A 13873-nucleotide genomic window follows, 5' to 3' on the forward strand; every position below is an offset into this window, starting at 1 on the left:
CGCGCACGTCCGCGCGCACCATCGAAGGAGAACGGTCTCGTGACCGACGTCGTCCCCGCCGCACCGACGGCACCAGCACCGCCCGCAGCCCTCGCCGCAGCCGCACGGACAGGTCCGCCCGCAGCGCCCGCGGAGCCCGCGGCGCCACCGGTCTCGGAGCGAGTCCGCGCGCTGCACGCCCGCATGACGCTCGAGGAGAAGCTCGCGCAGCTCGTCGGCTACTGGATCGACCAGAACGGCACGGTCGCCCCGATGCAGTCGGAGATGACCGCGGGCCAGAAGGACTCGGGTCGTCTGGCCGAGATCACGCGGGACGGCGTCGGCCACTACACGCGGGTCTACGGCACGCGCCCGGTCGAGCCCACGGAGCGCGCGGCATGGCTGTGGGCCGAGCAGCGCCGGCTGGTGCGCGAGACCCGTCTCGGCATTCCGGCGCTCGTGCACGAGGAGGCCCTGCTGGGGCTCGCCGCGTGGAAGGCCGCGACGTACCCGACGCCGCTCGCGTGGGGCGCGTCGTTCGACCCGGCGCTCGTCGAGGAGATGGCGTCGCAGGCCGGTGGGTCGATGCGTCGGCTCGGCGTGCACCAGGCGCTCGCGCCCGTGCTCGACGTCGTGCGCGACCCGCGCTGGGGGCGTGTCGACGAGTGCATCGGCGAGGACCCCTATGTCGTGGGCACGGTGGGCACCGCCTACGTCCGCGGCCTGCAGGGCGCGGGCGTGCACGCGACGCTCAAGCACTTCGCGGGCTACTCGGGGTCGCACGCGGGGCGCAACCACGCGCCGGTGAGCGCGGGTCCCCGCGAGGTCGCCGACGTGTTCCTCCCGCCGTTCGAGATGGCGGTGCGCGACGGCGGCGCGCGCTCGGTCATGAACTCGTACACCGAGGTCGACGGCGTCCCCGTCGCGGCGAACCCCGAGCTCCTCACGGACGTGCTGCGCGGCCGGTGGGGGTTCGACGGCGTCGTGGTCGCCGACTACTTCGCCGTCGCGTTCCTCGAGGTCATGCACCGCGTCGCGGCGGACCGCGGCGAGGCGGCGGGGCTCGCCCTCGCGGCGGGCATCGACGTCGAGCTGCCGTCGGGCGACGCCTATCTCGAGCCGCTCGCGGAGCGCGTGCGCGCGGGGCTCGTGGACGAGGCGCTCGTCGACCGCTCGGTGCTGCGCGTGCTCGCGCAGAAGGAGGAGCTCGGCCTGCTCGACCCCGACGCGTTCGCGGGCGAGCCGCCGACGAGCATCGACCTCGACCCGCCGGAGCACCGCGCGACCGCCCGGCGGCTCGCGCAGGAGTCGCTCGTGCTCCTCGCGAACGACGGCGTGCTGCCGCTCGGCGGTGGCGCCACGTCGCCGGGCCGGGCGTCGGGCGCGACGTCCGGCACGGTCCCGGCGCGGGTCGCGGTGGTCGGGCCGAACGCCGACCGCGCCGAGGCGCTCATGGGCTGCTACTCGTTCGTCAACCACGTGCTCGCGCACCACCCCGGCACGCCGCAGGGCATCGAGCTGCCCACGGTGCTCGACGCGCTGCGCGACGCGCTGCCCGGCACGGACGTCGTGCACGCGCCGGGCTGCTCGGTCGACGGCGACGACACGTCGGGCTTCGCCGCGGCGGTCGACGCCGTGCGGGACGCGGACGTCGCGGTCGTCGTCGTCGGCGACGACGCGGGACTGTTCGGCCGCGGGACGGTCGGGGAGGGCAACGACGTCGAGACGCTCGAGCTCCCAGGCGTGCAGCGCGCGCTCGTCACCGAGCTCGTCGCGACGGGGACGCCCGTCGTGCTCGTGCTGCTCACGGGCCGCCCGTACGCGATCGGCTGGGCGCTCGACGACGCGGCGCCGGGCACTGCAGCACGGGGAGGCGCGGGCGACGCCCCGAGGCGACCGGCCGCCGTCGTGCAGGGGTTCTTCCCCGGCGAGGAGGGCGGCCGCGCGGTCGCGGACGTGCTCACCGGTGCCGTGAACCCCTCGGGGCGCCTGCCCGTCTCGCTCCCGCGCGCCGCGGGCGCGCAGCCGTACACCTATCTGCACCCCGTGCTCGGCGGGCCGTCCGACGTCACGTCGACCGACCCGACGCCCGTGCGCCCGTTCGGGTTCGGGCTCTCGTACACGACCTTCGCGTACTCGGACCTGCTCGTCGACGGGTCGACGCGTACCGACGGCGCGTTCGACGCCGCCGTGACCGTGACGAACACGGGAGACGTCGCCGGGACGGACGTCGTCCAGCTCTACGGGCGCGACGTGATCGGGTCCGTCCCGCGGCCGGTCGTGCAGCTCCTCGGCTATGCGCGCGTCGACCTCGCGCCCGGCGAGTCGCGGCGTGTGCTGTTCCGCGTCCCGACGGCGCGGCTCGCGTTCTCCGACCGCCGCCTGGTGCGCGTGGTCGAGCCGGGCGACGTCGAGGTGTGGGTCGCCGCGCACGCGGGCGTCGCACCCGCCGCGCCGCTCGGCGACATGACGGGCGGCGCGATCGTCGCGCAGGGAGCGACCGCACGCCGAGCGGTCGCGGGCGAGGCCACACCGCGCGCCGTCGTGACGTTCACGGGTGCCGTGCACGAGGTGACGGCCGCCGACGCACGGATCGTCGACGTCGAGGTCGGCGCCGCGCCCTGATCCGCGGCCCCCAGTCGGCCGAGACGTGAGCTTCCGCCCCTGATCCGCCCCGTTCGAGGGCGGAAGCTCACGTCTCGGCGCGTGCCGTGCGCCCGGTGGCGTTACCGTCGGGGCATGTCGTCGAGTGCCCGGACGCGGATCGAGGAGGACCTGCTCGGCCGGACCGAGGTGCCGGAAGACGCCTACTACGGCATCCACACGGTCCGCGCGACGAGGAACTTCCGCATCTCGGGCACGACGATCGGCGACGTGCCCGAGATGGTCCGCGGGATGGTCATGGTGAAGAAGGCGGCGGCGCTCGCGAACCGCGAGCTGCGCACGATCCAGCGCGACATCGCGGACGCGATCGTCGCGGCGTGCGACGCGATCCTCGTCGACGGGCGGTGCCTCGACCAGTTCCCGGTGGACGTCTTCCAGGGCGGGGCCGGGACCAGCGTCAACATGAACACGAACGAGGTCGTCGCGAACCTCGCGCTCGAGCTCGCCGGGTTCGACAAGGGGCGCTATGACGTCATCAACCCGAACGACCACGTCAACCGTTCGCAGTCCACGAACGACGCGTACCCGACGGGGTTCCGGCTCGCGGTGCACGTGCTCGTCGGTCGGCTGCAGGGAGAGGTCCGGCTCCTGGAGCGCGCGTTCGACGAGAAGGCGTCGGAGTTCGCCGACGTGCTGAAGATGGGCCGCACGCAGCTCCAGGACGCGGTGCCGATGAGCCTCGGGCAGGAGTTCGCCGGGTTCTCCGTCAACGTCGGCGAGGAGGTCAAGCGGCTGTCCGCCGCGGCCGACCTGCTGCTCGAGGTCAACCTCGGCGCGACGGCGATCGGCACGGGCCTCAACACGCCGCCCGGGTACCCGAAGGTCGCGACGCGCCGCCTCGCCGAGGTGAGCGGTCTCGCGACCGTCCCGGCGGAGAACCTCGTCGAGGCGACCTACGACAACGGCGCCTACCTCGCCGTGCACTCCGCGCTCAAGCGGCTCGCGGCCAAGCTCTCGAAGATCTGCAACGACCTGCGGCTGCTGTCGTCGGGTCCGCGCGCGGGCCTCGGCGAGATCAACCTGCCCGAGCTGCAGGCCGGGTCGTCCATCATGCCCGCCAAGGTGAACCCGGTGATCCCCGAGGTCGTCAACCAGGTGTGCTTCAAGGTCATGGGCAACGACGTGACCATCACGCACGCGGCCGAGGCCGGGCAGCTGCAGCTCAACGTCATGGAGCCCGTGCTCGCGCAGGCGATGTTCGAGTCGCTGCGGCTCCTGACGAACGCGTGCGAGGCGCTGCGGACCACGTGCGTCACGGGCATCACGGCCAACGTCGAGGTGTGCCGACGGCACGTGCTCGACTCGATCGGCATCGTCACGTACCTCAACGAGATCATCGGGCACCGCAACGGCGACATCGTCGGGGCGGAGGCGGCGCGGACGGGCGCGTCGGTGCGCGACGTCGTCGTGGCACGCGGCCTGCTCACCGCGGCGCAGGTCGACGCCGTCCTCACGACGGAGAACTTCCTGCGCCCGCGGTACACGGGCCGGTACTTCGAGGCCGACGAGCGCGGACTCCCGGCAGCGGGCGAGGAGGGCGAGTCGTCGCGCGTGGTCGAGTCCGACGACGCGGGTGGCGCACCGAGCGACCCGGAGCCGGAGGAGGCCGAGGGGGTCTCCCGCGGATAGCGTCGGTCCTGGTCCGCGAGCCCGTCGACGAAGAGACCTGGAAGGTGTCACCCGCCGACGAGCGCCTCGCCGAGGGGCGTGCGGACGTGCATGACGCGGTTGCCCTCGCGGCGAGCGTCGACGAGCCGCGACGCGCGGAGCACGGCGAGGTGGTGGGAGGTCGTCGAGATCGCGAGCGCTCCCGCTCCGGCGACCTCGCTCGTGGACATCGGCTCGTGCAGCGCGAGGAGGACGCGTGCACGTCCCTCGCCGAGCAGCGCGGCGAGGGACGCGGAGAGGTCCGCACCCGCCGTCGTCCAGGTCTCCGAGACACCGAGGGCGGGGTAGAAGAGCGTCGGCTGGGCGGGCCTCTCGGTCAGTGCGGCGCACCCTCGCGACATCACCGAGGGCACGAGGACCAGGCCGCTGCCCGCGCAGTCGAGCACCTCCTCGTGCTTCGCGAGGCGGACGCGGACCGCGTCGGAGCCCCACGTCACCGCCTCGTTGAGCGACGCGACCATCGCGCCGAGGCCGTGCGTCGTGACCCGCCGGGAGCGGATCCCGATGTCGGCGCGCAGCAGCCGCTCGACCTGCGGCCAGAACGGCGCGAGGGCGGCGTCCCAGAGCTCCTCCCAGGCGTCCGCGACGGCGGCCCTCGTCCCGGCGGGATCCTCGGCCATGGCCTGCAGGGCGCGCTGCTCGTCGTCCGAGGTGCGGAGCACGCGCTTGCCGAGGTCGACGCGCATCGGCCCGACGTCGGCGCGCCGGAGGCGGTCGAGCTCGTCACCGGGGCTCAGGTCCCAGTCAGGGGTCGACGTGAGGAAGTCGGGCATGTAGCCCTCGTCGCCCACGACGAGCCGCAGCAGCTCGAAGGCTGCGCGAGGCGCCTGCCGACGCGTGCTCCGCAACCATCCCCACTGGAGCGGGTGGTGCTGCGGGCGGGCGAGCACGCGGACCGCGTGCGCGAGCTCGTGCCCGGGGGACAGGCCGAACCGGATCGCGGACAGGTCGTCCGGTGCGAGCCGGAACTCGACCATCTTTCGATGCACGTCGAAACAGTAGCGGAGGTGTTCGCCGGCCCGGCACGGTGAGCGCACACCCGAGCAGAGGAGGCCACCCATGGCAGCCGTCATCCCCGCCGAGGACATCCGCGTCACCGGCTCGCGCACCCTGCGCTTCGAAGGTGCCGACCACGGCTCCGGCATCTCGTTCTTCCTCGTGACCAACGAGCCAGGTCAGGGCCCGGGCCTCCACCGGCACCCGTACTCGGAGACGTGGACCGTGCTCGACGGAGAGGCGACCATCACGGTCGGCGGCGATCAGGTCGTCGCGCGAGCGGGGGACACCGCCGTCGTCGGGCCGCACGTCTGGCACGGCTTCACCAACACCGGCAGCGGCACGCTGCGCGTCATGTGCGTCCACGCGTCCGCCACGATGATCCAGGAGAACCGCTGATGTCCTTCCAGGCCTACCTCGACGCCGTCGAGACGAAGACCGGTCTCACCCCGCGCGAGCTCGTCGAGCGCGCGCACGAGCAGGGCTTCGGCCCCGGCACCAAGGCGACGCCGATCGTGGAGTGGCTCGCCGCCGAGCACGGGCTCGGACGCGGGCACGCCATGGCGATGGTCCACGTCATCACCAAGGGCGACCGGATCAGCACGAAGCACGTGGGTACGGACGGCACGCACCGCGACGAGAGCGACCGGCTCTGGCTCGACGGCAAGGCCACCAGGCCCGCGGACTGGTGAGCGGGTCGGCGCGCGGTCAGGTGCTCGGTCCGTCGCGCGGACGGTCGCGGGTCATCGGGAGCGCAGGAGCGTGATGAGCTCGTCGGCCCACTCGAGCTTGCGGGCCAGGTCCGCGCGTCGCTCCTCGGCGGCGTGCACGTAGGCCGCGAGCCGGTCGCGCAGGTCGTCGTCGGTCCCCGACCCGGGCAGGGCGGCCGACGGCGCGTCCCCGTCGCGCGCGGCGAGCCGGTCCGCGACGTCGAGCAGGTCGGCCATCTCCTCGAGCGAGAACCCGAGCGGCTTCATCCGGCGCACGAGGAGCAGGCGCTCGACGTCGGCCTCCGTGTAGAGCCGGAACCCGCCGTCGGAACGGCCCGAGGGGCGCACGAGGCCGACCTCGTCGTAGTGACGCAGCGTCCGCAACGACAGACCGGTGCGGTCGGCGACGACGCCGATGTGCATGGTCGGCTGCGCGGCGGTGGGGCGGGGCTCGCTCATGGGGACAGTCTCCCGGATCGTGGACCGCGCAACCCTACCCTCACGTAAGGGTAGAGTTCTGCCCGTGCCGTCCGATGCTCACCCTGCCCTGCCCGGTCCCGCCCCCGCGCCCCGGCCCGTGACCGGCGCGCCCGAGGCCGACGAGTCCTACTCCGTCCTCGCTGCCCTGAAGTCCCCGCGCCGGCTCAAGACCGAGGTCCTCGCCGGTCTCGTCGTCGCCCTGGCGCTCATCCCCGAGGCGATCGCGTTCTCGATCATCGCGGGCGTCGACCCGCGTCTCGGGCTGTTCGCCTCGTTCACGATGGCGGTCTCGATCGCGTTCCTCGGCGGGCGCCCCGCGATGATCTCGGCCGCGACGGGAGCGGTCGCGCTCGTCGTCGCCCCGGTCGCCCGTGACCACGGTGTGGACTACCTCATCGCCACGGTGATCCTCGCCGGCGTGATCCAGGTCGCCCTCGGCCTGCTCGGGATCGCCAAGATCATGCGCTTCATCCCGCGCTCGGTCATGGTCGGGTTCGTCAACGCGCTGGCGATCCTCATCTTCCTGTCGCAGCTCCCGCACCTGCAGGACGTGCCGTGGATGGTCTACCCGCTCGTGGCCGTCGGCATCGCGATCATGGTCCTCATGCCGCGCTGGACGAAGGTCGTCCCGGCGCCGCTCGTCGCGATCGTGCTGCTCACCGCCGCGACGGTGACCGCGGCGATCAACGTCCCCACCGTGGGTGATGAGGGCGAGCTGCCGGGCTCGCTGCCGTCGCTGCTCTTCCCCGACGTGCCGCTGAACCTCGAGACGCTGCAGATCATCGCCCCCTTCGCGCTCGCCATGGCCCTGGTCGGGATCCTCGAGTCCCTGCTCACCGCGAAGCTCGTCGACGACGTCACCGACACCCACTCCAACAAGACCCGCGAGGCCTGGGGCCAGGGCGCCGCGAACGTCATCACCGGGTTCTTCGGCGGCATGGGCGGGTGCGCCATGATCGGCCAGACCATGATCAACGTGAAGGCCTCCGGCGCGCGCACCCGCATCTCCACGTTCCTCGCCGGCGTCTTCCTGCTCATCCTCGTCGTCGGTCTCGGCGACGTCGTCGCGATCATCCCCATGGCGGCCCTCGTCGCCGTCATGGTCATGGTCGCGATCGGCACCTTCGACTGGCACTCCGTGCGGCCCGCCACCCTGAAGCGCATGCCCAGGTCGGAGACCGCCGTCATGCTCGCCACCGTCGTCGTCACCGTGTGGACCCACAACCTCGCCTACGGCGTGATCGTCGGCGTCCTCGTCGCCATGGTGCTCTTCGCGCGCCGCGTCGCGCACTTCACGACCGTCACCCGCCTGGACGGTTCCGACGCGGACGACCAGCGCGTCTACGCCGTCGAGGGCGAGCTCTTCTTCGCCTCGTCCAACGGCCTCGTCTACCAGTTCGACTACGCCGGCGACCCGAAGGACATCGTCATCGACATGACGAAGGCCCACGTGTGGGACGCCTCCACCGTCGCGACGCTCGACGCCATCCGGACGAAGTACGAGGCCAAGGGCAAGACCGTCACCATCGTCGGCGCGAACCCCGACACCACCGAGCGCCTCGACCGGCTCGCGGGACGGCTCGGGGCGGGGCACTAGGGCACGACCTCCGGCGGTCCGTAAGTCTCTTGCCAGATGTGCAAGTCATCCATAGGCTTGCCGACATGGAAAATGACTCTCGGGGCGACCGCTCCGGCCGCGCCGCGCCCGGACCCACTCCGTCCGAGGCGCGCGAAGCGCTGGCCGGGCTCGAGGCCGACGACGCGCGGCTCGCCGAGCGGCTGGTCACGCCAGGGTGGTACCACCCGGTGCTCGGCGCGATCGTGGCCCTGATCGTCTGCACGCAGGCGTTGCCCTCCCCGGCGTCGGTCGCCTTCCTGCCCGTCGCGCTGTTCGCGCTGCCGGCGCTCGTCCTCGTCTACCGCCGGCGCTACGGTCTCTGGGTCGGCCAGCCGGCGGGACCGCGGTCGAAGCGCCTCCTCGGGACCATGGTGGTGCTGTTCCTGCTCTGCTTCGGCGCCGCGCTGGTCATCAAGTTCACCACGGTCGCGTATGCGTGGGTGCTGCTCCCTGCGGGCGTCGGGTTCGTCGCGTCCGTGGTGCTCGGCCGCCGCTACGACGACGCCCTTCGCCAGGAGCTGGGGGGGACGGTGGGCGAGGCGTGAGCGCCGGCACCGCGCCCGCCTTCAACGAGGTGATCCACTCGCCCGTGCGCCTCCGCATCTGCGGGGTGCTCCGGCGGGGCGCCGAGCTCGAGTTCGCGCTGCTGCGCGACACGCTCGGCCTGACCGACGCGAACCTCTCGAAGAACCTCCGCGTGCTCGCCGACGCGGGTTTCGTCACCGTGCGCAAGGAGAGCTCGCCCGCACGCACCGACGCGCGCCGCCTCACCTGGGTGACGCTCACCCCGGACGGGCGCCGCGCCGTCGAGGCCCATCTCGCCGCCCTCGCCCAGATCGCCGAAGGCTGACCGCGCCACGGCGTCGCGGTCAGGCCGCGCGTCGCCCTCGCCGCTGCAGGCGCCACCACCGCAGGGCGACGCCGACGGCGAGCACGCCGGCTCCCGCGGCGACGGCGGGCAGGGGCAGCGTGAGGACGAGCGCGACGCAGCCGACGGCGCCCAGCACCTGGGCGGCCCGCGGATAGAGGCGGTGACCGCCGGTCTGCCGCAGCGCCGACAGGTTGGCGACGAGGTAGTACACGAGCACGCCGAAGGACGAGAAGCCGATAGCCCCCCGCAGGTCCGTCGTGAGGACGAGGACCACGACCACGACGCCCACCACCAGCTCGGCGTGGTGCGGCACCGCGAACCGGGGGTGCACCGCGCCGAGCCAGCGCGGCAGGTCGCCGGCCCGCGCCATCGCGAGCGTGGTGCGGCTCACGCCCGCCAGCAGGGCGAGGAGCGCGCCGACGCTCGCGGCGACCGCGCCCACGGCGACGACGGCGGGCGCCCAGCCCCACCCGCCGGCCGCCGCGGCGTCGGACACGGGTGCGGCTGACCGCGCGAGCGCGTCCGGCCCCAGCACCGCGAGGAGCGTCGCCGCGACGACGCCGTAGAGCACGACGACCACGCCCAGGGCGAGGAGTATCGCGCGCGGGATCGTCCGCCGCGGGTCGCGCACCTCCTCGCCGAGCGTCGCGACGCGGGCGTAGCCGGCGAACGCGAAGAACAGCAGCCCGGCGGACTGCAGCACGCCGTACCAGCCGCCGTGCGCGCCGTCGGCGTCCAGGACCGCGGACCACCGGGCCTGACCGCCCGTAGCCCCCGCCGCCACGGCCACGGCGAGCGCGACGAGCGTCACCGCGACGAGCACGCGGGCCGCCTGGGCCGTGCGCGTCACCCCGCGGTAGCCGACGGCCGTGAGCACCACGACCACGGCGACCGCGACGGGACGCTCCCACCCGGGCGGGGCCGTGTACGCGGCGACGACGAGCGCCATGGCCGCGCAGCTCGCCGTCTTCCCGACGACGAACCCCCACCCCGCGACGTAGCCCCACCACGCGCCGAGGTGCTCGCGCCCGTACACGTACGTGCCGCCCGACGTCGGGTGCTGGGCCGCGAGCTGCGCGGACGAGGTCGCGTTGGCGAGCGCCACGAGCGCGGCGAGCGCGAGACCGACGAGCAGACCGGTGCCCGCGGCCGCCGCAGCGGGCGCGAACGCCGAGAAGACGCCCGCCCCGATCATCGACCCGAGGCCGATCGTCACGGCATCGGCGGTGCCGAGGCGACGGGCGAGGCGCGGTCCGTCGGAGTCCTGCATGGGCACAGGGTGGCAGACGCGGGTGGCGCGCCGGTGAACGCCTCGAGTTGTGGGTCGGTCGGAGCCACCTACCGTCGGAGAAGGGAGTCGGCGTGCGCCGACCACTTCGACGGAGGGGACCTGTCATGAGCCAGACGGAACCGGGCGGCCGCGGCACGGGCGAGGAGCAGGACCGGCGTGACGACGACCCGCAGGGGGAGCCCGACCTCGGCACCGGCGAGCCGGACATCGGCACGGCGGGCGCCTTCCCCGCGCTCGCGAACGACGCTCTTCCGAAGGACCCCGACGTCCCGACGGACGTCGACCCTGGTGACCCGCGCCGTCCTGCGGACGGTGGCGAGCTCGACGACGAGGGCGGCTCGCGATCCGACGGCCCGTCCGGCACCGACGACTGAAGGGGGCGCGACATGACCGACAGCGATCGCGCGGGCCAGAAGACGGACGTCCCCGCACCGGACGACCGCCGCAAGCCCGACGACCCGACCGACCTGCACGCGCCGTCGTGGAAGTACTCCCTGAAGAGCACGGTGAGCCAGTTCTCCCGTGACCAGTGCCTCGACCTGGCCGCGGGGCTGACCTACTACGCGGTCCTGGCCGCGGCGCCCGCGCTGCTGGCGCTCGTCTCGCTCCTCGGCCTCCTGGGCGACGCCGAGAGCATGGTCAACCGGGTGATGGGCTTCCTCGAGGGGCTCGTCCCGGAGGAGACCCTCACGACCATCGAGCCGCTCGTCGAGAACGCCGCCGGGGGCGGCGGGCGTGCCGGCCTCGCACTGGTCATCGGTGTCGCGCTCGCGCTGTGGTCGGCGTCGGGATACGTCGGCGCGTTCGGCCGGGCGATGAACCGCATCTACGAGATCGACGAGGGCCGACCGATCTGGAAGCTGCGACCCGTGATGCTGCTCGTCACGGTGGTCACCGTGGTCCTCGCGGCGCTCGTCGTCGCGGCGCTCGTCCTCACCGGACCGATCGCGCGCTCCGTCGGGGACGCGATCGGCCTCGGGTCGACCGCGGTCACGGTGTGGAACGTCCTCAAGTGGCCCGTCGTCATCGCGCTGGTCGTGGTGCTGCTCGCGATCCTGTTCCACGCGACGCCGAACGTGCGGCAGCCGAAGTTCCGCTGGATCAGCGTCGGCGCGGTCGTGGCGCTGCTCGTGTGGGCGATCGCGTCGGCGGCCTTCGGCTTCTACGTCGCGAACTTCGGGAGCTACGGCGCGACGTACGGCTCGCTCGCGGGCATCATCGTGTTCCTCCTCTGGCTGTGGATCACGAACCTCGCCCTGCTCTTCGGAGCGGAGCTCGACGCCGAGCTCGAGCGGAGCCGCGAGCTGCAGGCCGGGATCGCCGCGGAGGAGAGCATCCAGCTGCCGCCGAAGGACACCAAGGCCAGCGACAAGCGCGAGGCGAAGCGGCAGGAGGCCATCGAGCAGGGCCGCGGGATCCGTGAGTCCGCTGCCGCGAACGGTGCGGGCGGTGACGGTGCGGACGGTGACCGTGCGGACGGCGGCCGGGGGAGCGCTCGGCGCGAAGGTCGCGAGCGCGACGAGCGCGACCGTCGCTCCGAGACGACCGGGTCCTGACGCGCCGAACCCCGGGTTGCGATCCCTTCACGTGCGTGAAGGGATCGCAACCCGGGGTTCGCCGTCTTCGCGGGACGGTCAGGGCGTCAGGGCGTGACGATGGCGAAGTCCGGGTCGCCCGGGTCGAGGACGGCGCCGAGGCGCGACAGGACCGATGCGTCGCCGCTCACGTCGATGCCCGCGCCGGCGAGGGTCTCCGCGGTGAGACCTCCCAGCGCGAGCGCCGGCAGGGCCCCGCGCGTCGTCGTGAGGGTCGCGTCGGCCTCGCCCTGCTGTGCTGCCGCGGAGTACGTGAGGACCCCGTGGGCGAGGCGGAGCCGGTAGCGGTCCCCCGAGTCGGTGAGCACGACGTCCACCGACAGGTTCTCGTCCCAGGCGCGCGGACCGTCCACCTGGACGGCGAGGGCGTCGAAGAGCATCTCCGGGGAGAGCTGGGCCACCATGTCGGGTGAGCTCGTCGCGGTCGGGGTGCCGAACGCGCCGTCACGCAGCTCGGTCGCCCCCGAGAGGAAGAAGTTGCGCCACGTCCCGTTCTCCGCGCCGTAACCGAGCTGCTCGTACGTGTCGGCGAGCAGGTCGCGCGCTGCACCGTGGTCCGGCTGTGCGAACACCGCGTGGTTGAGGAGCTCGGCGGCCCAGCGGAGGTCGCCCGCCTCGAACGCGGAGCGGGCCTTCTCCACGACGGCGTCCACCCCGCCGGCCAGCTCGACGTACCGCGTGGCGCGCTCGACCGGCGTGTGCTCCCACAGGTGGGCGGGGTTGCCGTCGAACCAGCCGAGGTAGCGCTGGTAGATCGCCTTGATGTTGTGGCTGACCGAGCCGTAGTAGCCCCGGGTGCTCCACGCGTTCTCGAGCGCCGGGGGAAGGGTGAGCTGCTCGGCGATCTCGGTGCCGACGAAGCCCTTGTTGAGCAAGCGGACGGTCTGGTCGTGGAGGTAGCCGTAGAGGTCACGCTGGATCGAGAGGAACTCGACGACGCGGTCCGCACCCCATGTCGGCCAGTGGTGCGAGGCGAACACGACCTCTGCCTCTCCGCCGAAGAGGTCGACGGCCTCGGTGAGGTAGTTCGACCACGCGTGCGGGTCACGGACCACCGCGCCGCGCAGCGTCAGCAGGTTGTGCAGGTTGTGCGTCGCGTTCTCCGCCGCGCACAGCGCCTTGCGGTCCGGGAAGTAGAAGTGCATCTCCGACGGCGCCTCGGTGCCGGGTGCCATCTGGAACACGATGCGCACCCCGTCGACGACCTCCTCCTGGCCGGTCGTCGTGATCTCGTGCGTCGGCGGGATGAGCGTCACCGTCCCGGTCGACGTGGTCTGCCCGAGACCCGCGCCCACCTGGCCCTGCGGTCCGCGGGCGAGCACCGCTCCGTACATGTACCCCGCTCGGCGCGACATGGCCGTGCCGGCATAGACGTTCTCCGACACCGCGTGCTCCACGAAGCCGGCGGGGGCGATCACGGGGACGCGACCGGCGTCGACGTCCTCCTGGGTCGTCACTCCCTTGACGCCGCCGAAGTGGTCGACGTGGGAGTGCGTGTAGATGACGCCGGTGACGGGACGGTCGCCGCGGTGCTCGCGGTAGAGACCGAGCGCGGCGGCGGCCGTCTCGGTGGAGATCAGCGGGTCGATGACGATCACCCCGCTCGAGCCCTCGACGAACGTGATGTTCGACAGGTCGAGGCCGCGGACCTGGTAGATGCCCTCGACGACCTCGTACAGGCCCTGCTGGGCGACGAGCTGCGACTGCCGCCACAGGCTCGGGTTCACCGTGTCCGGGGCGTCCCCCTCGAGGAAGCCATAGGAGTCGTTGTCCCAGACGACGCGGCCGTCTGCGTGGGTGACGACGCCGGGCTCGAGCCGGCCGAGGAACCCGCGCGCGGCGTCGTCGAAGTCCTGGGTGTCGGAGAAGGGCAGGCTCTCGAGCAGCGCGCGCTGCTGCTGCTTGACGGTCTCGGTCGCTGGCTTGGGTGCGGTAGGCATGGCGCCAGAGTTGCAGCGGTCGCCATGGAGCGCATCCGGAAGAACGACGCGTTCCGGGGCC

13 protein-coding genes are annotated in these 13873 nt (G+C 73.0%); 9 read left to right on the plus strand and 4 right to left on the minus strand.

From position 1 onward, the window contains the following. Window positions 1-39 precede the first annotated feature (39 nt). Complete coding sequence (locus NFS20_RS01090) at window positions 40-2604, plus strand: beta-xylosidase/alpha-l-arabinosidase (RefSeq protein ID WP_502800760.1); 2565 nt, start codon at window positions 40-42, stop codon at window positions 2602-2604. Between the two features lie 114 nt (window positions 2605-2718). Continuing rightward, window positions 2719-4272: an aspartate ammonia-lyase gene (aspA, locus tag NFS20_RS01095; RefSeq protein WP_251149909.1), complete on the plus strand. Its 1554-nt coding sequence runs from the start codon at window positions 2719-2721 to the stop codon at window positions 4270-4272. Between the two features lie 47 nt (window positions 4273-4319). Here aspA and NFS20_RS01100 read toward each other — a convergent pair whose 3' ends face one another. Then, on the minus strand, window positions 4320-5300 hold the full coding sequence (locus NFS20_RS01100) for an ArsR/SmtB family transcription factor (protein ID WP_251149910.1): 981 nt from the start codon (window positions 5298-5300) through the stop codon (window positions 4320-4322). A 70-nt stretch (window positions 5301-5370) separates the two neighbouring features. Between NFS20_RS01100 and NFS20_RS01105 the strand changes: the two genes are divergently transcribed. Together NFS20_RS01105 and NFS20_RS01110 are read left to right on the plus strand one after the other, a co-directional pair. Continuing rightward, window positions 5371-5706: a cupin domain-containing protein gene (locus tag NFS20_RS01105; RefSeq protein WP_251149911.1), complete on the plus strand. Its 336-nt coding sequence runs from the start codon at window positions 5371-5373 to the stop codon at window positions 5704-5706. Further along, on the plus strand, window positions 5706-5999 hold the full coding sequence (locus NFS20_RS01110) for a DUF4287 domain-containing protein (RefSeq protein ID WP_251149912.1): 294 nt from the start codon (window positions 5706-5708) through the stop codon (window positions 5997-5999). The genes NFS20_RS01105 and NFS20_RS01110 overlap by 1 nt, the downstream gene beginning before the upstream one ends. 51 nt (window positions 6000-6050) lie before the next feature. Here NFS20_RS01110 and NFS20_RS01115 read toward each other — a convergent pair whose 3' ends face one another. Continuing rightward, entirely contained in the window at window positions 6051-6476 is a 426-nt protein-coding gene (locus NFS20_RS01115) for a MerR family transcriptional regulator (RefSeq protein ID WP_251149913.1), read from the minus strand. 64 nt (window positions 6477-6540) lie between these two features. On the opposite strand from NFS20_RS01115, the gene NFS20_RS01120 reads away from it, so the two are divergent. The 3 genes from NFS20_RS01120 (at window position 6541) to NFS20_RS01130 (ending at window position 8965) form a co-directional block, all read left to right on the plus strand. Continuing rightward, window positions 6541-8094, plus strand: coding sequence for a SulP family inorganic anion transporter (locus tag NFS20_RS01120; protein ID WP_502800761.1), 1554 nt, complete (start codon window positions 6541-6543; stop codon window positions 8092-8094). Between the two features lie 65 nt (window positions 8095-8159). After that, the gene (locus tag NFS20_RS01125; RefSeq protein ID WP_251149914.1) at window positions 8160-8660 is read left to right on the plus strand and encodes a hypothetical protein; all 501 of its coding nucleotides are present in this window, start codon (window positions 8160-8162) and stop codon (window positions 8658-8660) included. After that, window positions 8657-8965, plus strand: coding sequence for a transcriptional regulator (locus tag NFS20_RS01130; protein ID WP_251149915.1), 309 nt, complete (start codon window positions 8657-8659; stop codon window positions 8963-8965). The genes NFS20_RS01125 and NFS20_RS01130 overlap by 4 nt, the downstream gene beginning before the upstream one ends. 19 nt (window positions 8966-8984) lie before the next feature. Here the strand turns inward: NFS20_RS01130 and NFS20_RS01135 are convergent, their stop codons facing one another. Continuing rightward, window positions 8985-10256 carry an APC family permease gene (locus NFS20_RS01135; RefSeq protein ID WP_251149916.1) on the minus strand — a complete coding sequence of 424 codons (1272 nt, stop codon included), beginning with the start codon at window positions 10254-10256 and terminating at the stop codon, window positions 8985-8987. Window positions 10257-10381: 125 nt separating this feature from the next. Here NFS20_RS01135 and NFS20_RS01140 point away from each other — a divergent pair, with 125 nt between their 5' ends. After that, on the plus strand, window positions 10382-10651 hold the full coding sequence (locus NFS20_RS01140; protein ID WP_251149917.1) for a hypothetical protein: 270 nt from the start codon (window positions 10382-10384) through the stop codon (window positions 10649-10651). A gap of 12 nt (window positions 10652-10663) precedes the next feature. Next, window positions 10664-11833: a YihY/virulence factor BrkB family protein gene (locus NFS20_RS01145; RefSeq protein ID WP_251149918.1), complete on the plus strand. Its 1170-nt coding sequence runs from the start codon at window positions 10664-10666 to the stop codon at window positions 11831-11833. 86 nt (window positions 11834-11919) lie between these two features. On the opposite strand, the gene NFS20_RS01150 is transcribed toward NFS20_RS01145, so the two are convergent. Next, window positions 11920-13812: an alkyl/aryl-sulfatase gene (locus tag NFS20_RS01150; protein ID WP_251149919.1), complete on the minus strand. Its 1893-nt coding sequence runs from the start codon at window positions 13810-13812 to the stop codon at window positions 11920-11922. Between the last annotated feature and the right edge of the window lie 61 nt (window positions 13813-13873).

Origin of the sequence: Cellulosimicrobium sp. Marseille-Q4280 (genome assembly GCF_943181405.1) — a bacterium.
Lineage (GTDB): Bacteria > Actinomycetota > Actinomycetes > Actinomycetales > Cellulomonadaceae > Cellulosimicrobium.